General features: G+C 45.1%; 18 protein-coding genes and 1 pseudogene. 12 read left to right on the top strand and 7 right to left on the bottom strand.

Annotated features, from left to right (window positions below):
• Positions 1 to 44: 44 nt before the first annotated feature.
• From HII16_RS11530 to HII16_RS11505, 6 genes are all read left to right on the top strand, one after another.
• A complete protein-coding gene (locus HII16_RS11530) occupies positions 45 to 1166 on the top strand; it encodes an aldolase/citrate lyase family protein (RefSeq protein WP_135438862.1) in 1122 nt (373 codons plus the stop codon).
• 10 nt (positions 1167 to 1176) lie between these two features.
• Entirely contained in the window at positions 1177 to 2817 is a 1641-nt protein-coding gene (locus HII16_RS11525; RefSeq protein WP_169130297.1) for an acyl-CoA synthetase, read from the top strand.
• Positions 2818 to 2831: 14 nt separating this feature from the next.
• Entirely contained in the window at positions 2832 to 3740 is a 909-nt protein-coding gene (locus tag HII16_RS11520; protein ID WP_169130295.1) for a CoA ester lyase, read from the top strand.
• Between the two features lie 23 nt (positions 3741 to 3763).
• Positions 3764 to 4819 (top strand): MaoC family dehydratase, encoded by a 1056-nt coding sequence (locus HII16_RS11515; RefSeq protein ID WP_169130293.1) that lies wholly within the window; start codon positions 3764 to 3766, stop codon positions 4817 to 4819.
• A gap of 33 nt (positions 4820 to 4852) precedes the next feature.
• Positions 4853 to 5272: a DM13 domain-containing protein gene (locus tag HII16_RS11510; RefSeq protein ID WP_211183503.1), complete on the top strand. Its 420-nt coding sequence runs from the start codon at positions 4853 to 4855 to the stop codon at positions 5270 to 5272.
• A 151-nt stretch (positions 5273 to 5423) separates the two neighbouring features.
• Entirely contained in the window at positions 5424 to 7613 is a 2190-nt protein-coding gene (locus HII16_RS11505; protein WP_169130292.1) for an OsmC domain/YcaO domain-containing protein, read from the top strand.
• A 43-nt stretch (positions 7614 to 7656) separates the two neighbouring features.
• On the opposite strand, the gene HII16_RS11500 is transcribed toward HII16_RS11505, so the two are convergent.
• From HII16_RS11500 to HII16_RS11480, 5 genes are all read right to left on the bottom strand, one after another.
• Positions 7657 to 8811: a CoA transferase gene (locus tag HII16_RS11500; protein ID WP_169130290.1), complete on the bottom strand. Its 1155-nt coding sequence runs from the start codon at positions 8809 to 8811 to the stop codon at positions 7657 to 7659.
• A gap of 30 nt (positions 8812 to 8841) precedes the next feature.
• A complete protein-coding gene (locus HII16_RS11495) occupies positions 8842 to 10194 on the bottom strand; it encodes an amidase (RefSeq protein ID WP_169130288.1) in 1353 nt (450 codons plus the stop codon).
• 32 nt (positions 10195 to 10226) lie between these two features.
• The gene (locus HII16_RS11490; RefSeq protein WP_169130286.1) at positions 10227 to 11630 is read right to left on the bottom strand and encodes a phenylacetate--CoA ligase family protein; all 1404 of its coding nucleotides are present in this window, start codon (positions 11628 to 11630) and stop codon (positions 10227 to 10229) included.
• A gap of 69 nt (positions 11631 to 11699) precedes the next feature.
• Positions 11700 to 13106 (bottom strand): MmgE/PrpD family protein, encoded by a 1407-nt coding sequence (locus tag HII16_RS11485; protein WP_169130284.1) that lies wholly within the window; start codon positions 13104 to 13106, stop codon positions 11700 to 11702.
• Positions 13107 to 13109: 3 nt separating this feature from the next.
• Positions 13110 to 14450, bottom strand: coding sequence for an MmgE/PrpD family protein (locus HII16_RS11480; protein ID WP_169130282.1), 1341 nt, complete (start codon positions 14448 to 14450; stop codon positions 13110 to 13112).
• Positions 14451 to 14566: 116 nt separating this feature from the next.
• Here HII16_RS11480 and HII16_RS11475 point away from each other — a divergent pair, with 116 nt between their 5' ends.
• The 4 genes and pseudogenes from HII16_RS11475 to HII16_RS17070 all read left to right on the top strand — a co-directional run bounded on the left by HII16_RS11475 (position 14567) and on the right by HII16_RS17070 (position 16118).
• Positions 14567 to 15307 carry a GntR family transcriptional regulator gene (locus tag HII16_RS11475; RefSeq protein ID WP_169130280.1) on the top strand — a complete coding sequence of 247 codons (741 nt, stop codon included), beginning with the start codon at positions 14567 to 14569 and terminating at the stop codon, positions 15305 to 15307.
• Positions 15308 to 15410: 103 nt separating this feature from the next.
• On the top strand, positions 15411 to 15569 hold the full coding sequence (locus HII16_RS16970) for a hypothetical protein (RefSeq protein WP_248289612.1): 159 nt from the start codon (positions 15411 to 15413) through the stop codon (positions 15567 to 15569).
• A gap of 12 nt (positions 15570 to 15581) precedes the next feature.
• A pseudogene (locus tag HII16_RS17075) lies at positions 15582 to 15779 on the top strand (cyclic nucleotide-binding domain-containing protein); the annotation flags it as partial.
• Positions 15780 to 15830: 51 nt separating this feature from the next.
• Positions 15831 to 16118 (top strand): helix-turn-helix domain-containing protein, encoded by a 288-nt coding sequence (locus HII16_RS17070; protein WP_348981417.1) that lies wholly within the window; start codon positions 15831 to 15833, stop codon positions 16116 to 16118.
• 106 nt (positions 16119 to 16224) lie between these two features.
• Here HII16_RS17070 and HII16_RS11465 read toward each other — a convergent pair whose 3' ends face one another.
• Positions 16225 to 19077, bottom strand: a complete 2853-nt coding sequence (locus HII16_RS11465; protein ID WP_169130278.1) for a choice-of-anchor D domain-containing protein — start codon at positions 19075 to 19077, stop codon at positions 16225 to 16227.
• Between the two features lie 139 nt (positions 19078 to 19216).
• Positions 19217 to 20140, bottom strand: a complete 924-nt coding sequence (locus HII16_RS11460; protein WP_169130276.1) for a LysR family transcriptional regulator — start codon at positions 20138 to 20140, stop codon at positions 19217 to 19219.
• 109 nt (positions 20141 to 20249) lie between these two features.
• Between HII16_RS11460 and HII16_RS11455 the strand changes: the two genes are divergently transcribed.
• The gene (locus tag HII16_RS11455) at positions 20250 to 21707 is read left to right on the top strand and encodes an NAD-dependent succinate-semialdehyde dehydrogenase (RefSeq protein WP_169130274.1); all 1458 of its coding nucleotides are present in this window, start codon (positions 20250 to 20252) and stop codon (positions 21705 to 21707) included.
• Positions 21704 to 22993, top strand: a complete 1290-nt coding sequence (gabT, locus tag HII16_RS11450; protein WP_169130273.1) for a 4-aminobutyrate--2-oxoglutarate transaminase — start codon at positions 21704 to 21706, stop codon at positions 22991 to 22993. Before HII16_RS11455 ends, gabT begins: the two co-directional genes overlap by 4 nt.
• The last annotated feature ends 37 nt before the right edge of the window (positions 22994 to 23030 follow it).

Here is a 23030-nt window from a genome sequence, read left to right as displayed (position 1 = left end):
TATTAGCAATAAAGCGCTTAAATAGCTCAAACAGGGGAGAGAAAATGAATTACCACAATGAATTTTTAGAGCAGGTAGATGAGCAAGATGTACTCGGTGGCTTTTGGCCTGGCATTCAATTGTATTATCCGCCGGTTAAGTATTCTCCTAAAGATGGCACCTATGAATCGATGCAACAAGCCAGCGAACGTATTCGCAAGCACGCTCATAATTGTCAAGCGCACACGCTATTGTTCGACTTAGAAGATGGCTGTCGTCAGAAAGCCATGAGTCGGGAGTTATTACTTAATGAGTTGCCTAAGTTTCCACAACGAGATTTTCAAATTGCCGTGCGTATCAACCCCTTTCGCACCGAAGAGTATGAAAAAGACTTAGCGATGATTATGCAAGTGGCTGAACACATCGACGTTATTGTTCTCGCAAAAGCTGGGGAAATGTATGGTGCCGCGGAAATCCGAGATCTGTCGGCCTGGCTATTAGGTGTAAACCCGGATATCGAAATACAGCCGATTATAGAACATCCACGCAGTTTGAAAATTGCCGCCGAACTAATGGCATTTCCATCGGTTAAACATGTGGTGTTTGGTATCCACGATTTCTCTAAAGCGATGGCGATTCATCTAACTCCTGAGGGTTGGATTGATGAGTTATTAACTTACCTACGAAACTTACTGCTGGAAGCGAGAATTGCCGGTAAAGGGGTTATCGGTGGTGTTGAAGTATTAATTAACGATACACCGATGCCAGAGCATTTTATCGAACCAGACGATGTTAGACGTTGGCTCGATTTGCATGGCGATCATGAATCTCATGTAGTCCATGACCATGCGATGGTAGAAACCAAAATGGGCTTAACCGGTAAACAGTTGATTCACCCGTATCATATTCATTTATGTAAAGTGGCGTTCACCCCTTCTCCAAAAGAAATCAAACGCAATGTTGAAATATTACAGGCGGCAATTGATGCCGATGCCTTGCTCGGAGGTGCCATTAAGTTTGAAGGTGAAATGCTCGACCCGCCAATGTTTGGTAAAGCATTACAAACACTACTGCGAGCCTACGCATTAAAATCTCTCGATGATAAAGACAAACAATTTGCCATGGACGTGCTTAAACGCCTGCCTATTACGGTGATTCGCGAAAACTGGCCATACGGTCGCATATAGGAGGTCGATTATGAACTATGAAGACTTACTTACAGAAAAGGATCACGGCTGGCAATGGCATATCCCTGAGTATTTTAATATTGCCCACGCTTGTGTGCGTCAACATGTTGAAGCCGGTAACGGTGCGAAAACGGCACTTATCGTAGAAGATGATTGTCTTGGTAGCAGCGAACTAAGTTATCAACAGCTTGACCAACTATCAGGGCGACTGGTTTATGTGTTGCGTCAATTGGGTTTACAACAGACGGATCGAGTACTTATTCGTTTACCCAATTCAGTGGATTACCCAACCAGCTTTTTCGGTTGTTTAAAATATGGTGCCATTGCGGTGCCAACCTCAACTTTATTATCCGCGGCAGAAGTGGCCTATTTAGCACAAGACTCGGCAGCGAAAGTACTGATAACAGCCAAGTCTATGTGGCCAGAGTTAAAAGATATCGCTAACAGCGACAGCCAATTACGCACCGTGTTACTTACCGGCGACGGTGAGATGCCAGTCGATGACAGCAATTTAGAGCTCATCGACTTGCACACCTTGTTAACACAGGTGCCGGTTGATGACAGCATTGTTGCCAGTAAACCCGATGATGCCGCGTATCTGGTATATACCTCAGGTACAACCGGTTATCCCAAAGGTGTGTTACATGCGCATCGGTCACTAATAGGTCGCTTGCCCGCCAGTCGTCATTGGTTTGATTTTAAAGACGGCGACCGCATCATGCATTCTGGCAAATTTAATTGGACCTATGTGTTGGGCTCTGCGTTAATGGACCCGTTATTTCACGGCCATACCGTGATTGTTCATGAGGGTAAAAACGATGCCTCAACATGGCCAAGACTGATAAAAAAACATAATTGCAATATTTTCATTGGCGTTCCAACCATTTATCGACAAATCATTCAAAAAACCGATTTTGATCAACAGCAGGTACCTAGCTTGCGTCACTGTATGAGTGCTGGCGAACATCTTAGCGATGAGATGTTAATCGCTTGGCGCGAGCGTTTTGGTATGGATGTTTATGAAGCCATTGGTATGAGTGAATTCTCTTATTACATCTCACAAAACAAGCGTCGAGCGATTCGACCAGGTGCCGCAGGCTTCGTGCAACCGGGTCATGAGGTGGTACTACTAAATGAGCAAAATCAGCCGGCCAAACCTGGCGAAGAAGGCATGATTGCCATAAAAGATAATGATCCTGGACTGTTTTTAAAATATTGGCAATTGCCCGATGAAACCGCAAAGTCTCGTCACCACGGTTACTTTTATACAGGCGATTACGCTCGTATAGACGATGACGGTTATATTTGGTTTGTTGGTCGTAAAGACGACATCATTAACACCTTTGGTTACCGCGTCTCACCACATGAAATAGAACGTGTCATCAAAACCCATCCCGATGTCGCCGATTGCGTTGCCTTAGGCCAGCAATTAGAAGGCGATAAAACTTTGGTTAGTGCCTGCGTCATATTGCAGTGCAACGTCAGCACCACCGAACAAGATATTATTAACTTTGCCAGTGACCGATTAGCCAAATACAAAGCACCCAAGCTGGTGCATTTCTATCAGGACTTTCCTCGCACTAAAAATGGCAAAGTACTGCGCAAACAAATGCTAAACGATTTACATAACTCAAACCAAAAAGCCGTTTAATGCTGGAGAACACGATGACTTGTAATACTCAACCTAAGTACCGCCCTCGTCGCAGCGCGCTGTATGTGCCGGCACACCACCAACACTACATCGAAAAGTCTCGAGACTTAAAGTCCGATGTAATCATCTTTGACTTGCAAGAGTCGGTTCCGCCGGCACGCAAAGAGCAAGCACGTCAATTATTGGTGCAGCAATTAAGCGATTATGATTTTGGTTATTCAGAAAAAATCGTTCGAGTAAATCGACTTGATTCCCCATGGGGTAAAGAAGATATCGCCGCCATCGCCGCACTGAATATTGACGGTGTGTTATTCCCAGATATTGAAAGCGAAGAACAGTTAGCCAATAACATTGCCATATTAAACCATCACGGTGGTCACAAGTTGTCAGTGATGGCCAATATCGAGTCGCCATTAGGGGTATTGCGCTGTGAACAAATTTGCGCATCAACGGATAGACTCACCACCATAGTCATGGGCACAACCGATTTAGCCAACTCATTGCGCATCAATATGACCCTCGATCGCCAAGGTTTATTGACTTATCTATCAATGTGTATCCTTAGCGCGCGAGCACACAATAAAGCGATCATCGATGGCCCTCACTTTAACCTAAAAGACGCCATGGCCTGTGAATTTAGCTGTCGTCAAGCGCGCGATTTAGGCTTTGACGGTAAAGCGGTCATTCACCCAGTACAGCTTACCTATACCAATGATGCTTTAACACCAAAAGCGGAAGACATTAAAAAGGCAAAAGACATCATCACTGCCATGGAGTTAGCCCAACAGCAAGGTCAATCGGTCGCGGTTATTGACGACAGACTTATCGAACCCTGTCTAGAGCAATGGGCGAATCGGGTTATTTGCCTATACAACAAAGTCAGTGAGATGGGTCAAGATGAATTGTTTGGTAAACCCTGTTAATTGACGCTCGAGGAGTACAAATCATGGATACACAAAATCAAGGTATGTTTTTTGAAGACTTCTATATTGGTCAACAGATCAAACATGGCGTGCCACGTACCATAACCGATGCTGATTGCAGTATGTATTTAGCCCTTACCGGCTCTCGTTTTGCCTTGCATTGTGCTGAACCTGTCGCCACTAGAGTCGGCTTTCGTACCACACCTGTCGACAACTTTTTGCTGTTTAATATTGCCTTTGGTAAGACTGTCAACGATGTATCTCGCAATGCGGTTGCTAATCTTGGTTACGCCGAAGTGCAGTTTTTTACCACCGTATATCCCGACGATACCATTTACGTCTGCAGTGAAGTGATCGGCAAGAAAGCCAATTCCAATGGTAAAACAGGTGTGGTATATGTGCACTCCAAAGCCTATAACCAACGCCAACAGCTGGTATTGCAATTTAAACGCTGGGTAATGATCAACAAGCGTGATCCTTTTGCAAACGATAGCAGCGATAGCGTACCAGACTTACAATCTGAAGTTGAAGCCAGTAGTCAGCTTATCCCGCACTGTATGAATCTGTCTCGCTGGCAAGATTATGTCAGCGATAACCAGTTACGAGCCTCACAATTGAATGTCGGTGACAGTATTTTTCACCAAGACGGCGTGACCTTAAACGATTCTGATCACAGTATGGCGACTCGTCTATATCAGAACAACGCCAGAGTACACTTTGACCAACACTTGATGCAATCACAAAAGCATGGCAAACGCTTGGTATATGGCGGTCATGTTATCAGTGTTTGCCGGTCGCTAAGTTACAATGGTTTAGCTAACGGTCTGTATCTGACGGCGATACACTCAGGTAAACATACCAATCCGAGCTTCGCCGGTGATACCATTTACGCGCAAAGCAACATTATTGCTATAGACCAATATAGTGACAGAGATGACCTGTCGCTGGTTAAGGTACAATTACTGGGCTTTAAAAACAATCACCCGACGACAATGTCTTATATTCAAGACAGTGACAGCGGGCGTTATCATCAAGATGTGATCTTGGACATGGAGCTTAGCTACCTCATGCCCAAGTAGATAAGTGCTGACACTAGCGCAAGGCGATGGCGGTTGTGTTCGCCAATAACGCCTGCGCTGCCGATTTTAACTGCACCTTCTTCGCCGGATGCCGAACGTGTTAGCTTAGCCACCGCCGCGGCGGAATTTGAAGCCAAATTTGATCGTAATCGTGCCGGTAGCGATTTTCTCCATTGGGGTGAGGGTAAAGTAAGCATCAATAAAGACAGCATTGCTTTTGTTGGCGAACTGGCACCTGGTCCAGATTACAAAGTCTATCTATCACCAACTTACGTTGAAGATGAGCAGCAGTTTTTAGCCAACAAAGCCAATATGGTACAAATCGGCGATGTGAAAACGTTTGAGAACTTTTTACTGGACTTGCCGGCTGGCACCGACCTCGCCCAGTTCGATACTGTGGTTGTCTGGTGCGAATCATTTTCCGAGTTCATCACCTCAGGACAATACCGATAAGCCTGTCTGCTAATCTGAAGATATAAACGAGCGGCATAAGTTATTGCCGCTTTTTTACAATTAAACCAAGACTAATCCCGCAAAAACAACGATAATTAGCGCCATTAAACACATATCGCCGTTTTTCGGCATGCTAGTGCGGTAATTATCCATGGAAATCAAAGTTAACTTTCTCGACAACTTAAAAGTTGAGGCCAAATTCGACGACTTTACCGTTGTCGCTGATCAGCCAATTCGCTACAAAGGCGACGGCTCAGCACCAAGTCCGTTCGATTATTTTTTGGCGTCATCAGCCCTTTGTGCGGCCTATTTTGTCAAGGTGTACTGTAAAGCTCGTGATATTCCAACAGACAATATTCGCCTGTCGCAAAATAACATTGTTGATCCTGAAGACAGATATAATCAAATATTCCAGATTCAGGTAGAACTACCTGACAATATTTCCGATAAAGACCGCCAGGGTATCTTACGTTCGATCGAACGCTGTACCGTGAAAAAAGTCGTACAAACCGGCCCTGAGTTTAAAATTGAACAGGTTGATAGCCTGGATGAAGACTCACAAGCGATGATCATGGGCCAACCTGAAGGCGATACTAACACCTTTATTTTGGGTAAAGACTTACCTCTTGAACAAACCATCGAGGATATGACTTCGATACTTGAAGATCTGGGTATGAAGATTGAAGTGTCTTCATGGCGCAATATCGTACCAAATGTCTGGTCTTTGCATATTCGCGATGCTGCCTCATTTATGTGTTTCACTAATGGTAAAGGCGCAACAAAAGAAAGTGCTCTTTGCTCGGCATTAGGCGAGTTTATCGAACGTTTAAACTGTAACTTTTTCTATAATGATCAGTTCTTTGGTGAAGATATTGCCAACAGTGAATTTGTGCATTATCCAAATGAAAAGTGGTTTAAGCCCGGCGCCAATGATGAGCTACCTGAAGGCATCCTTGATGACTACACGTTGGATATTTATAACCCGGATGGCGAGTTGCAAGGTTCGCACTTAATCGATACCAACTCTGGTAATGTTGAGCGTGGTATCGTTTCGATTCCATATACCCGCCACAGTGATGGTGAGACCGTTTATATCCCATCAAATCTGATTGAAAACTTGTATCTAAGTAATGGTATGAGTGCCGGTAACAACCTATTCGAAGCCAAGGTTCAGTGTCTATCTGAAATATTTGAACGGGCGGTAAAACGCCAGATCATCGAACAAGAAATTGTCTTACCTGACGTGCCTCATGAAGTATTGGAGAAATATCCAAGCATTCTTGCTGGCATTGACGCACTGGAAAAACAAGGTTTTCCTATCGTCGTTAAAGATGCCTCATTAGGCGGACAATTTCCGGTGATGTGTGTGACTTTGATGAATCCACGTACCGGTGGTGTATTTGCCTCTTTTGGTGCACACCCAAGTTTTGAGGTGGCATTAGAGCGCAGTTTAACTGAGCTGCTGCAAGGCCGCAGTTTCGAAGGTTTGAACGATGTGCAAAAACCAACCTTCAATTCAATGGCAGTAAAAGAGCCAGAAAACTTTGTTGAACACTTTATCGATTCAACCGGGGTGATTTCATGGCGTTTTTTCAGTGCCGCCACTGAGTACGACTTTGTTGAATGGGATTTCTCCGGGACAAACGAAGAAGAATGTAATGCGCTATTTGCCATTCTCGAACAAATGGGCAAAGAAGCCTACATTGCCGAATACACCGATATCGGTGTTGCCTGTCGAATCTTGGTTCCAGATTATTCGGAAGTTTATCCGGTTGAAGATCTTATCTGGGATAACACCAACAGGGCACTACAGTACCGAGAAGATATCTTAAACATTCACAGCCTGGACGAAGATCAACTGGCCGATTTAGTTCAGCGTTTGGAAGACAGCCAGCTGGATAATTACATTGATATTATCACCCTGATCGGCATTGAATTTGACGATAATACTGCTTGGGGTCAATTAACCATTCTTGAGCTGAAAATCCTGATTTATCTTGCCCTTGGTGCACTGGATGAGGCGCAGGAATTGATCGGTGAATTCCTGCAATACAACGACAATTCGTTAGCCGGTCGCAGCAGCTTTTATCAGGCAATGCAGGTTACCTTACAAGTCGCTATCGATGATGATTTAGAATTTGATGATTATCATACCGCCTTCAATCGCATGTTCGGTGAAGAGAACATGAACAATGTTATTGGCACCATTAATGGTGATATTAAGTTTTACGGTTTAACGCCTACTAGCATGAAACTGGAAGGGATCGACAAGCATTTAAAACTTATCGAAAGTTACAAAAAACTGCATGCAGCTCGTGCTGCCATTGCCGCAAAAAAATAACACTGATGTAATTTTTATAAGCGACTTGTTTATTAAAGTCGCTTTATTTTAATTTGTTGCCTAACGTTGGCGCCAAATGTTTGTACTCAATTGGCGTTTTTGAAAACTTCACCGGGTTGGCCACTTGCGGTACCGTACCGGCGGTAGGGTGCTCCAATTCAAACAGCATTTTCCGGTGTTGAATCTGCGGATTATCGAACACTCTGTCTATGGTATTGATTGGTCCGCATGGTACATGCGCAGCCGACAAATGCTCAAGCCAGTAATCAATATCATGGCGTAAGAACAGCGCTTCTAATTTATTAATTAATACATCTCGGTTGGCAACGCGCTGATCGTTGCTGGCGTAGTCCGGCTGCTGCGCTAATTCAGCCGCCCCCAATATTTCACAGCACTTCTGAAACTGACGATCATTACCAACCGCCAGCATGATATGGCCATTTTTTACCTTCATCGCCTGATACGGGACGATATTCGGGTGGGCGGTACCTAATCGTTTTGGTACATCACCACCAATCAGATAATTACTGGCCTGATTTGCCAACCAGGCCACCTGAGTATCGAGCAGGGCTAAATCGATATGCTGGCCCTCGCCCGTTTGATTTTTATAATTCAATGCCGCCAAAATACCAGATACCGCATACATACCGGTCATCAAATCAGCAACGGCAACACCTACCTTTTGTGGCCCGCCACCGGGATTATCGTCTTTTTCGCCGGTAATGCTCATCAAGCCACCCATGGCTTGAATCATGGCATCATATCCGGCTTTATTGGCATATGGGCCTGTTTGCCCAAAGCCGGTAATTGAACAATAAATAATGCCCGGATTCAGTTGTGCTAATGCATCATAATCAAGACCGTATTTCTTCAGACCACCGACCTTGTAATTCTCAACAACGATATCCGCATCTAGCACCATCTGTTTGATTTGCGCTTGCCCTTGTTCGCTAGTGATATCAATGGCAAAAGACTGCTTACCACGATTGGCAGCAACATAATAAGCGGATTCCTGAGTATCAGTGCCATCACTATTTTGCACATAAGGCGGCCCCCAATGACGAGTGTCGTCACCACTTACTGGGCGTTCAATTTTGTAGACTTCTGCACCATAGTCAGCCAATACTTGCGTCGCCCAAGGGCCGGCAAGAATGCGACTTAAATCCAGTACTTTGATTCCGGTTAATGGACCTGCCATAAAGTCTCCAGAGATTACCTTACTAAAAGATTAAATAAATGCGCTTATCGCGCTCGGAATGTCGCAGCTAAAACCGGTGCTTTGTTGCCAGCGCTCTGCAATGGCTAGAATCTGCAGATCGCTGCCACCCGGGCCAACCAGTTGCATACCTGCCGGTAATGGTCTGTCGCTGATCATGGGCATAGACAATGCGGGTAACCCTGCCATGTTGGCAAAACCTGTAAGGTCGGCCTGATTAGCCGGAACATCTGCGTTCATCGCAAATGCCCGTTGCGGTGCCGTTGGCATTAACAACATATCGCCTTCGTTAAACAACTGCTTCGCCATCACCACAGCGGCCTCAATTGTTTGTTCTGCGCGCATCACATCCATCGGTGTTTTACCGTCGATGTAACTCAGCAAATTCCGTAAGTAGGGAGAAAATAAATCAGGGCTATTTAGCCACGCCTGCTGATGGGTTAAGCGCATATCCGCTTCGCAAATGATTAAACCTGCACGACGGGCAGCAGAGAAGTCATAACCACTAAAATCAACACCTTTAAGGCGACAACCCATTTGGGAAAATGTATCGATATTGCGTTCAAAATCATCGATAACGTCGCTATCAACAGAAAATACAGACAAATCATTTGGTATCAACAAGTTTGGCATTTGTTCATTAGGCGAGGCATAATTCATGCTGAGCGACTGCGCCGATTGCACATCGTGTCCTTGCATCAGGGTAAATGCCAACGTTAAATCTCGTGCACTTCGTGCCAAAGGTCCAATGTTATCTAGGCTGCGACCACAAGGCACACTGCCTCGATTAGAGATAGCGCCCTTACTGCCTTTAAAGCCGAATACGCCACAATAAGATGCCGGAATACGTACCGAACCCATGGTATCGGTGCCAAGTGCTAACGGCGTCATCCCCGCTGCCACCGCTGCGCCACTGCCACCCGAAGAACCGCCGGGGGTTAACTCAACATTATGAGGATTGTAGCAATTGCCAAAATGAGTATTATGATTACTGGCACCTAATGCCCCTTCATGCATATTTAATTTACCAATAAAGCTGGCACCGGCTGCGCGCAGTTTGGCGACACTAAAGGCGTCTTCATGGGGTCGATTGTGACGCAAGATTTCTAGACCTGCGGTGGTATTAAAACCATGGACATCAATATTGTCTTTCACGGCAATAGAGACACCATGCAGCGCTAAGTCATTGTCTTTGACGACCTGATTAGATTGTTCAAGACAGATAAATGCATTAACTAACGGATTGATTTTTTCATTAAACGACAACTGCATAGCAAAGAGCTCATTGGCAGAGATCTCGCCTTGCTCAATCATGCTAATTTGTGATGTTAAATCACTGAATAACAGCTTGCTGTCTAGTTTCATGTTAAATCCGTGTGTTTCGCTTGCCTTGTAAATTAATTAAAACGCTTATCGATCAGGCGAACTGGCTTTTGTCTAACATCTACTTGGGTCAATGGCGTTAATTCACCTTCGCCGAGCAGCTCTACTTGAACAGCAATACCAATCTTCTGTTTCAATAGGGCTTTATATTCAGACAAAATAGCGTCTCGTTCTGCGCCTTGAGCAGAGACTTCTACTTTGACAATCATCTCGTCTCGGCCGCTGTCATCGCGCACGGCGACACAGATAAATTCCCCGAGAAAATCGTCTCGCTCATCCATCATTGGACCAACACCCTGAGGATAAATATTGATGCCGCGCAGTTTTACCATATTATCGCTTCTTCCCATAAAACCACGAATGCGCTTAAACGGCAAACCAAGTTCACTTTCACCTGTAACCACTTCGGTCAAATCATAGGTATTAAAGCGAATGATTGGGTAGACATCGTCTTTATACAAACAAGTGACCACCATGTTGCCCTTGTCCCCGTCTTTTACCGGGCTATTATCTTCTGGGTCTAGCAGCTCTAAGAAGTGTGCGTCCTCCCAAACATACATACCATTATGGTCGGGGCCTTCGGCGGCAATACAACCGGTATCACCAACACCGTACCAATCAAACATTTTCGGGTTACCCCATGCTTTGGCGATGGAGTCTCTGGACTCCATACCAAAGTGACCAATGATCATATCGATGTTGATGTCCTTTCCTGGCTGCAAGCCTTCTTCTTGTGCAACATCCGCTAAACGCTTGATGTAATCGACAAAGCCAACCAGTACATTAACATCAAAGGTTTTCATCAGATTAACTTGCTGTGCTGAGCGAGTCTCAACACCGGTGCCGGCACTTAAAAACATCGAATTGGTATAATGGGTAACTGCTTCACGAATATAGTGACCACCGTTTATCATGCCGTGACCATAACAACTCTGAATGGTTGAGGCTGCCGGCAATCCCATAAATCGGTATGAACGGCCAACAAGTAGAGACTGCACTTCACGACTTTTTGGACCAAATAATAACGGTTGTGGTGTGCCTGTGGTGCCACTGGTGGTATGGAACACTATGGGGGGACGTTGTTGTTTAGGAATATCATCGAGACCGTGAAAATCGCCGATTGGTGGAAATTGCTCAACACTGTCCATAATATCTGTCTTCGATATTAAAGGCAGTTTTTCAATATCATCGAGTGACTGAATGTCCGCCGGTGTCACCCCAGCTTTGCCCCATACACGCTGATAAAATGGGATCTGCCAAGCACGCTCTATTACTTGCATAAATCGCTGGTTTTGCAATTGCTTTAGCTCGGCTTGACTCATGCCCTGAAAGTGACTGATCAAGTCATCGCCAATCGGGTAATTTTCAAGAAGGTTGTTTACGTCAAAACACTCTAGATAGGTTGGAAAACTGCTCATTATTAATACTCGCTCATCTCGGCTCTTGTCTCTGACAACCTTATGTTATTGTCGCTGTCAGGTCGCTGCTTAAATAGGAGAAACCATTTGTTTAATCAGGGTGTTAATATTCTGGATTTGCTCTAAAGCGTCTATGCTATTTATCAATTTATCGGTATGCTCGACACTAAAAGCGACACTGGCGCTGGCACATGCGGCGCGAAATTTGTCAATCTGCATGGCCTTGCTCATCGGCCGAACTGGATTACCCAATATCGCTGGCATATCGATTGCCAACTGACGCCCATCAGTCAATGCCACCTCAACAGAAATCGGCGCCAAGGCATTAGGGTCGGTGCAATTATTGACTCGGATAGTGAATTTTTTTGCCAACGATAGACGTTGCTTATCTAGCAAACACTTATCGTCAAAATCTTCGACGGTGACATTACCGCTTAACAATGCGGTTGCGCCAATATAGCCATTACACAATTTTGCGTAACTTACATCCATATCGTCTTTTACTGGGCGGCCAACAAGTCGATTAATCAATGGCGTGGCGTACACCACCACGGATTCAATATCCGCCGCACTAAAACCATGCTCCGCCTGTAAACTTTGTAGTGCGTCGACGGTACCATGAGCGGCACGGCCCGTCGGAAACGGTTTATGACTGACCTGCTCGATTTGATATTGGTGGCCTAGTTTTTGATAAAAGTCATCCAACGCATAGTCGTCTTCAAATAGGCGATAATAACCAAAGGGGCCTTCAAGAATATCGTGTGGACCTGAAAACCCAGCGCGCGCCATATCCACCGCCATTACCGCGCTTTGTGAATTGAAACCAATTTGCATCGCTAACATCGGCGAGCCTTCAACATGAGATTGCATGGTGCCACTGATTTGGCTGTAGGCAATCCCCAATGCATTTTTAAGTTCAATGCCTTTGATGCCTAACATGGTACAAATACCGGCGGTTGCGCCTAAACAGCCACATACCGATGGCCGGAAAAATTTCAATCCCGAGGTTACTGCCCCGCCGATTAAGGTTGCAACATCAACCGCAACGATGACACCATGAATAAGATCTTTCCCAGACAAGCCTTCGCGTTGACCATAAGCGGTCAAGGCAGACAAAATGGTTGCCATTGGGTGAACAACAGCGCCTTCGTGAACACAATCCCATTCTTGATTATGTATTTGAAAACCATTTAATAACGCCGCTGAACTTGCAGGCAGCCATTCCCCTGTCACCCACACTTGTGCTTGTTTACCCTGCCCCCACAAATTAGCAGCGGCTTTGACCTCATTAACCCTTTCAACTCGTGAGCCACTGATACCGACTCCGATGGAGTCAAAAATAAATATTTTCGCCGCATCGATGGCTGATTGTGGCAATGTGCTGTATTCACTACACTCAATATATTCAATCAACGCATCAATTGCTGCCGGTTTTGCTTGCGGTTGTGTTGCCGATGGAGTTGGCGATTGTGTCATTGTTTAATCCAATAATTTGCTCAAGGCGGTAATGTCATTGTGTTGTTGCCACTGCATGGCGACGATGTGCTCAATACGATGCTGGTCTATGTCTGCAGCAGCAAACAGCATCTGCGCTTTATCACAAAATTGTTGTTCGCTTAACGGCGTTTCCGGATCCCCTAACGTATCTTGACGATAACCACTGAGCTGAATACCGGATTTCAGTGTGATCTCGCAGCGAGCACCATAGTGTTGTGGATAATCCGCTTCAATAGTCGGCGACACATCGACGCTAATTTTCTCACGCAATTTGCCAATGTCGGAACGTTGATAAACCTTCGCACTATAATGCTCTAGCTTAGGTTTACCAAAAACAACTATCGCCGCCAGCGCATGCTGAATAGAAAATTTTGCCGCTACATCACTGTCTATATGCAAGCGATCACAAAACAGTTTCGCATCCTGATAGGTTTCAACGCGCACCGCGTCGATATCCTCGACGTCTACAGGCTGCTGTGCGCTGGCGAGTGCGTGGTTAAAGGCATCAATCGCCGGATGGGCATGGCGACATGCCGGCCACGGTTTAAAGCTAACATCATAGATAAGCCAGTTATCGTGCTTGGCGACAAATGCTTGTGGGTTTGCGGCGTCGCTTAACGCATTAAAGATGCCAAGTTCACCTTCTAAAATCGTTTTCGGCCCAGTCAGTCCATAACTGGCCATAATCGCTGCATTAACACCACTTTTTGCCGCTTCGCTGTTATGCCATTGCTTGCTCATCACATTTTCATGACGCATTTGCCATAAACCTCCGGTACGAGAACCAGCATTACCTATGGCATTCACCGTTTGCTCAGCATTCAAACCAAGAATGACCGCGGCGGCGGTTGCCGCATCTAATGCGGCACAAGTTGAAGTATTATGAAAATACTTGTAATGACTTCGGCCAATGGACTGGCCCATACGTATGGTCACTTCATAACCTTTGATAACCGCATCTAAGAAACATTGCATGCTCACCTGCTGTTGTTCCGCAAGAGCCAATGCCGCCGGAATCACAACTGGACCTGGGTGTAAAATTGAACTTCGATGAATATCGTCCATTTCCATAACATTACCGATGGCCGCGTTAAATGCCAACGCGGTTTGTAAATCGCAACAGCGATTAAACACGGCGCTAATAGAGCCAGAAGCTGCCTGCTCAACAAGCTTGGCATACACCAAACCTTGTGCGCTTTTAGCGCCAACCGCAGCACAGGCCAAATAGTCAACCACATGCTTGGTAGCACGCTGCCTATCGGCATCGGTGACAGAAATTTGCCAAATATCAATTATGAGCTGTTCTGTTAAAGATTGTTTCATCGTTTGTTGTTATAACCTTGAGTAGTCGAACAAATTTGTCCGTACCAATTTACTTCCTAAGATATCGTCTATTTCCAGAAATAGGCAAGTAACAAACTCAAGCAAGCAGGTAACAAATGACTAATATCAATTTGTCACAGCCAAAATATCGACAAATCGGTGAGCAACTGCAACTGCAGATTTGCGCTGGTCGCTATCATATTGGCGTATTGTTGCCGACCGAAAAGCAATTGTGTGAGACCTATCAAATCTCGCGCCACACCGCTCGCGAAGCATTGCGTTATGTTGAACAGTTAGGTTTGGTAGAAAAGCGTCAAGGCTCAGGCACTCGCGTGATCAATAATGAGCTGCCAGAGAAAGCCAGCCAGCATGTAAACTCTGTTGAAGACTTGCTATCGTTTGGCAACAATACTCGTTTTGAAATCATACAAGCAAAGTATTTGCCACTAACCTCTGATATTGCCAATCAGCTTGATCAAGAAATGCCCGGCGTGTATTTGCATATCACTGGCCTGCGCTGGGGCTCAGATAGTCGACAACCACTGTGTTACTCGATCTTATATTTGCGCGTTGACAAGCCGAGCGACAAACAAAACATTGCCAAAGACCAAGCAATTTATGCGCTAATTGAGGCGGTAAAACCTGAGCATATCGGCTCAATTGAACAGCATATTAGTGCCACCAGTTTAGACAATGATATGGCGCACATCCTCGATTGCCGCACCGGCTTAGCGGCATTGCAAATAAGCCGTAGATATCAGTACAAAAATGAACAAGCGATTATCTTAATTGCCACCAGTTTTTACCCACAACAACGATTTGTACACTCCAGTGTGCTTTATCCCAGTAAAGACTAGTTTTTGCATACGAAAACACTAGCGTTGTCCAATCTTCGAGTGTAAATTAACCGCTAAGTCTTATTGCTAGATGCACAATAATTACAAATAAGTAGTAGATATTATGAGCCTAGATATTTGTAAAATTTCAATTCGCAACGCCTTATCAAGTTGCTTTGGTAGTGCTATTGACACCTTAAGCGGTGGCGATGAATTCGTGAAACTTATTTCCGAAAAAGCGGAAGAAGTCACGGTTTCTGCAGAAAACTATTTGATAAAATAAGGTAAACAAGCCGACTACGTATATATTCCAACATCCGGCACTGTCATGCTTGAACGTACCGCGTCCAATGGTGCTCGTCAGGTTTACGCATTTTTGTTTACCGGCAATATTCTTGGTTTATCAACCGCCAGCATTGATAGTTATAATTTTAGTGCCAAGGCGTTGACCGATTTAAGCGCGATTAAAATTCGCCGCAAAGACTTAGAAACCTATTTTGATGCGCATCATGATGTGGCGAAGAAATTCCATAATCGCACTGAAATGGTTCTTGCTGGTATGTTAGATCATTTATTTGTTATGGGGCAGCGTACCGCACATCAGCGTTTAGCACACTTTTTATTGGACATGGAAAAACGCTTGTTTTGCCATAAAGGCCAGTATCATTTACCGATGAGTCGTCAAGATATCGCCGATTATCTTGGTATGACCGTATCGACGGCCTGTCGTGGTTTCACTAAGCTGAAGAAGAAAGATTGGATTAACATAAACAGTAACTCGCTGATCACAATTGTTGATCACGATGCGATAACCGATTTTATCCGCAGTTAAGTTTAATACTTTGGCTCCGTTTCCGTTATTCAGAGCCCTTCTTTGACCATGAATAAACAAAAGGGGCTGAGTATTGCTACTCAGCCCCTTTGTTATTGGTTAACGATTAAGGCGTTGGACAAGCATTACTGATGTTGGCAAACACATCATTAATGGTGCTAATAAAACCAATACCACCACCATCGGTTAACTGAGTGATAATCACCTCAGGCAAAATAATGCTGGTATGGCCTCCATAGCCCGACATCACTGGCACCTGCGTGGCACTGCCACAAGCACTCATATCGGTAGCAGCACCGACATGGTAGCGCCAAAAGCCATTGTCATAGTTGAAGTTAGATAACTGCGCATACAACCCTTTGCTCGCACCCGATATCACTTCATTGACCATGGTGGCATCCAATAATCCACTGGTTACTGCTTCATCACGTAAGAATTGCGAAAAACGCACCACGTCATTGAGTGTCACCGACAAGCCATAACCACCCCATGCGTCCATGGTATCTGAGGTGCGTTGTATGCCTTTGATGTAATCACTTAAACCAATCGCTTCATAGACTGGCACTAAAACATCGTTAAATGCTTCGGCCGAACCACCGAGTTGGTTGTTGGCGAATTTCGCTGCTGCATAGCTCACCAGTTCAGTGTCTGTGGTGTGATAGACATGATAAGTTCCTGGTGCCACTTTGTTTGGCCACCCGGTACAAGAGAATGCCGCTCGTTGACTACGGGTTGTTGGGTCAAAAAAGCCGGCAACGATGGCAGAACTGCCTTCATCGACTTCGTAATTGGCTGAGGTGTAATTACCGGTCGCCATATCCAATGCATGCTCTACCGTTACGCCATTCCAGCGACTGTCATTTTGACATTCTGGTACTAAGTCTTTAATCAGCTGACTCTTAAAGCCCGGATATTGTTTTTCCAGTGCCGCAACCACTAAAAAGGCATGCATTGATTTCGTGAATGAATAAATACCGATGGTTTTATCCATGCAATATGGATGAGTACCATAACGCGTGCCACAGCCATCAACATAGCTGGTGCCATTGACCAAGATACTGTAACCATTTAGGTCGGCAGCATCGATGGCATAACCATAGTTACTTAAATCAACACCTGGAAAGTCTACTGCCAAATCGGCAAGTGGTTTGGTCGGAAGCCAAGCAGCTTCTTCAGCATCTCGTCTGGCAATAACCTCAGTGGCATTAGCGACACTGTGCTTATTATAGCTAGCCGATAAGGTGCCATAGAACTCAAAGCCGTAAAAAATACACGTTTCTGCGACGTTTTGAACATGCACGTTGGACATTGACCCGTCATCTTTAAACAAAAATGTAGCCAGACCATTATGCTCACAATTGCTGTTATTTTGCTTAATGGTGTATGGGAATGCAGCACGAGAATAACCGTTATCAGATACTTCATCCCAAACCGCTCCTACACCAGCACTGATAGACCAAGCACCATTACCAACAAAACTATGACCACGATCGACCGGAATCAAGCGATTACCATCTTGCACAAATTCGTAATCAAAACCAGGCCACTGACTGTAACCGGTTGGTAAGTCGCCGGTCACACCATAGTTTTTGCTAAATACTGGGGTGCCAGTGATCACCAAGTTACCGCTAAAGGTATTAGCTGGGGTATTGTATTTGGTCGCAACAAACGCAGATGTTGAGAAGGTTTGATCTGTACTGCCCATCAAATAGGCATACGTTGCCTCATCACGAGGTACGCCGCCTGGGATAGGCTCAATAGAAATGTTGTCAAAATAACAATCATCTGAATTAATATTGCCACTGGCTCTTAAACGTAAGGTCAATGTAGTGTTATCGAAACTGCCGTTTGATGCCGCGACATTATAAATACTGCTGTCATCTTGGCCGTTTTCTAACATACCAACGGTCACCCAACTGCCGCTGCCTTGTGCTTCAGCAATACAGGTATCACCTTCTTCAAGCGATGCAGCAACCATTTCTAACGACACCACCACATCGGTCTTATTGGCGGTGGATACGGCGATAGTCGCTTGCGCGGTTTTCGCGAGGTTTAACATATTAGACCCAGATTTACTGACCACACCACTGTCACCATCGCCAGCGATGCTCCAGCCATCCGCAGCCGATTCAAAGTCTTCACTAAACAGTGGCCCACTGCTACTGCCCGGATCGACACCGGTTCCAGTAACACTAACCTGACTGGTTGGCTCGGAACTGTCGTTAGATGGAATCGACAATGTCGCCATACTCGCTTGCGCTACGGTCGGTGTAAAAGTAAGGGTTATGGTACATCCACTGCCGGCAGAGACCTGACTATTAGAACAATTATCGCTGCTAACATTAAATGGTGACGTTAACACGGAAACGCTGCTAATAACCAAATTGGCATCACCTAGATTATTGACCGTCAGTACGCTAGAGGCTGTTTCACCAAGGTCAACATTGCCAAAGGCGCTGTTTCCAGAAACCTCTATTTCTGGTTGTGGATCTGGGGTTTCTGGGTCGCCTGAGATGACAATGTTGTCAAATAGGCAATAGTCTTTGGTACTGTTATTGTTGGCTCTAACGCGAACCACCAAATCACTATTATTATCTATCCCTGATGGGCTAGCGACAATTGTTTGACTGGCTTTTGTGGTAGTGCCAACGGTGGTAAATGAATTGCCGGCATCTAATGATAATTCGGATATGCAGCTATCGCCCGATTCAAGCCCTTGCGAGGCATGGTCAATGCTGATTTGCACGTTACTAAAACCACTAGCAGACACCGTTTGCGTCATGGCTGTGGTGCGTGATAGTTGCGCCTGATTGTTAACATTTTTGGCTTTTCCTAAGCCTGAGACCGTCCATCCCGTTAGGTTTCCGTCATTAAAATCATCGGAAAAAATAGTTTGTGCTTGAGCCGAAGCGGACATTGCCAACAACACCGCACCGGTAATATCTATAAAAAGTTTCATTGTTGATACTCTTGTTTATTGTTATTAATCAGAGCATTTGCAGTACTGCTGGCAAACGAAACTGATACCAGGATCAATTCACCTTATACAGAACAAAAAATAAACAATAGAGCCAGTTTGGTTAACTTTATCGTACCAGTTAGCATCGACAATAGGTTTCAGCGACGTCTTTGATAAGCTGGATTTTATGGGGTTCTCGAGCGGCTTTTCGGGTCACCAACGACAAGTCAAACTGATAATTTAAGCTGTCTTGGAACAACAATTTTATTTCGTCGTTAGCTAGCTCATTGGCAATGGTTTGTGTCGGTAAAAAGCCGAGATAGCGGCCAGAAAGCAGCATCGCTTTGCGAGCATCAAATTGATAGGCGCGAGCAGTAAAATTGAGGTTTTGCAGGACCTGCTTACCTTGTTTGTTTATTTCGATACCAGGATGAATTGCAGGGTATTGCTGCAGTATGTGCGGTTCAATCTCGCCCTGCTCAGAGTTAAACAAAGGGTGCCCTTTACCGCAACATAAATAGATAGGTTCACTACTAAATGGGTGATAATCAAAGTTATCAATTTGTTGATAACCAGGAAATATTCCCGCATGAATTTTGTCATTAAGCAGTTTCTTTTCGATACTGGCAATTGGCTCTTGATCAACCACCAAGTGCAGTTTCGGCGCTACGTCATTAATCGCATCAATCATTTGTGCGAGTACTCGTTGCTTATTATCGTCTAACTGATCAGCGCATAAGATAACCAGCTCACCCGCATAGTCGCCTTCAAGCCCGCTGACCAACAATGAAAAGTCATTAAGGGATTCAAACAAGGCTAAGGTCGCTCGATAAACCGCTTGACCGGCATCGGTTAACGCAAAACCACCACGGCCGCGTAAACATAGGGTCAGCTTCATTCGAGTTTCTAAACTCGACATATGTATGCTAATGGTTGACCGAGTAATGCCTAATACCGATTCAGCCGCAGCAAATCCACCACTTTCAACAACCGCTTTAAAAATTCGTAATAGGCGAATGTCATATTCGCTGATAGGCTTGGGGATAGTGAAACTTTTGCTCATCCTTATACACCGATTTAATGTTTGATAAACATCAAACTAAAGATTTAATGTTTTATATTTAACATAATTAGCTTTTGTACTTCAATAACTAAAACACTTGGAGGTACACATGCTCAGTTTAACTAACCCTGCTTTATTAAAGTCTGGCTCATATATTGACGGCAATTGGCACCAAGACAATCAACACTTGGGCGTTAGAAACCCAGTCAATGGTGAATTGGTGCATACTATTGCTAATGCAAATGCACAAAATGTTGTCACCGCTGTCGAGGCCGCCAAAAAGGCTCAAAAAGCGTGGCAACAAATGCCGGCGGCCAATCGCGCACAATTGATGCGCAAGTGGTATGACTTAATGATGCAAAACCAACACGATTTGGGCATCATTCTCACCGCCGAACAGGGCAAACCACTGGCGGAAGCGAAAGGCGAAATAGCTTATGGTGCCGCCTTTATTGATTGGTTTAGTGAAGAAGCCAAACGCGTCTATGGTGATACCATTCCTGCTCCTGCAGGCGACAAACGTATCGTTGTTATCAAACAACCTGTCGGCGTTGTCGCGGCTATTACCCCATGGAATTTTCCAAACGCCATGATTGCCCGCAAAGCAGCCGCGGCACTTGCTGCCGGTTGTACCTTTGTGGTTCGTCCGGCTACACAAACACCGCTATCAGCGCTTGCAATGGCCGAGCTTGCTGAACAAGCTGGCATCCCTAAAGGTGTGTTTAATGTGGTGGTCGGCGATAACGCCAGAGCCATGGGACAAGTACTGACCACTCATCCAGATATTGCTAAGTTTACCTTTACCGGCTCCACCGCGGTTGGCAAGTCATTGATCAGTCAATGCGCATCAACGGTTAAAAAAGTCTCGATGGAATTAGGTGGTAATGCGCCATTTATCGTCTTTGATGATGCCGATATCGACGCCGCGGTGCAAGGTGCGATCGCCTCAAAATACCGTAATGCAGGACAAACGTGTGTCTGTACCAATCGAATTTTTGTGCACAGCAAAATTGCCGAACAATTCAGTGAGAAATTTATTGCTGCGGTTAACCAATTAACCGTAGGTGACGGTATGCAAGAAGGTGTGCAAATTGGCCCGATGATATCTAAACAAGCGGTCGATGATGTTGATACTTTGGTGCAACAATCCATCGCTGAAGGTGCACATTTAGCCTTGGGTGGTGAACGCCACCCCTATGGTGAGCGTTATTACAAACCAACGATTATGACGCAAGTTAGCAATCAAATGGCGATTGCATGCAATGAAATATTTGGCCCGGTAACACCTATCATAACTTTTGATGATGAGCAGCAAGTGATTGCAATGGCGAACGATACAGAATACGGTCTAGCCGCATACTTTTATAGTCGCGACATTGGCCGTATTTGGCGCGTCGCTGAAGCGCTCGAGTATGGCATGGTAGGTATCAATGAAGGCATTATATCCAATGCCGCAGCGCCATTTGGCGGCGTTAAACAATCGGGCAATGGCCGTGAAGGGTCTATGTATGGTCTCGATGATTATCTTGAAATCAAGTATTTATGTATGGGAGGTATCGATAGATGAGTAAGCTAAGCAATCAACAATGGCAGGATAGAAAGCAAGCAAGCATTGCCCGCGGCCAAGGAAACGTTTACCCGGTCTATGTCGACCGTGCATTAAACAGCGAAGTGTGGGATGTTGAAGGCAATCGTTATATCGACTTTGGTACCGGCATCGCGGTATGTAATACCGGCCATAGTCACCCTAAAGTCGTTGCTGCAGTAAGTGAGCAATTAAGTCGTTTTAGCCACAGCTGTGTGATGGTTAATCCCTACCCAGAGGCCATTGCGCTCGCTGAAAGGTTGTGTGAAATTGCCCCAGGTGATAGTGACAAAAAAGCCATATTCGTTACCACCGGCGCTGAGGCTGTGGAAAACTGTATCAAAATTGCTCGTGCTCACACAGGTCGTCGCGGCGTCATCGCCTTTAATGGGGGGTTTCATGGACGCACCAATTTAGCAATGGGATTGACCGGTAAAATTGCACCGTACAAGAATTTATTTGGCCCGTTTCCTGGCGATATTTATCATGCGCCATTCCCAATTGATTGCCATCAGGTCACGATTGAAGAGTCTTTAAACGCGCTTAATAATTTGTTTAAAGTCGCTATAGCACCAAGCGATACCGCGGCGATTATCGTCGAGCCGGTACAAGGCGAAGGTGGCTTTTATCAAGCCCCAGTGCAATTTTTACAGGCATTGCGCGATTTGTGTGATGATCATGGCATTGTGTTAATTGCCGATGAAATACAAACCGGATTTGGCCGCACCGGGGCAATGTTTAGTTGCCAACATGCCGCTGTTGAGCCCGATTTAATCACCATGGCAAAAGGCATCGCCGGTGGCTTTCCTATTGCCGCTGTTGTTGGCAAGTCAGCGATAATGGATGCGCCATTACCCGGCGGTTTGGGCGGAACTTACGCGGCATCGCCAATAGGTTGTAGCGCCGCACTAGCGGTATTAGATGTTATCGCCGAAGAAAATCTAGTAGAGCGAGCCAACTTTATTGGCGATACCTTTAATGAACATTTGAGCTTGTTGCAACAACAATACCCACAGTTGATTTTGCAAGTACGCAATCAAGGCGCAATGATCGCTATCGAGTTAATTAAAAACGGTGATGCCAAGCAAGCCAATGTTGAATTGACGCAAAAGATTATTGCCCATGCAGCGCAGCACGGTTTGATCCTGCTCGCCTGTGGATTCTATGGCAATGTGATTCGCTTTTTGCCGGCTTTGACCATCAGCAATGAAATTATGAATGAAGGCCTAAATGATTTTGTACGTCTGTTTCATAAACTTGCAAGCTAGGTAGCCATTGAGTTAAGTTATTATTTAATAAGCAATA

The organism is Thalassotalea sp. Y01, from assembly GCF_012932945.1.
Taxonomy (GTDB): Bacteria; Pseudomonadota; Gammaproteobacteria; order Enterobacterales; family Alteromonadaceae; genus Thalassotalea_A.
This window is presented reverse-complemented; position numbering and strand designations above follow the sequence as displayed.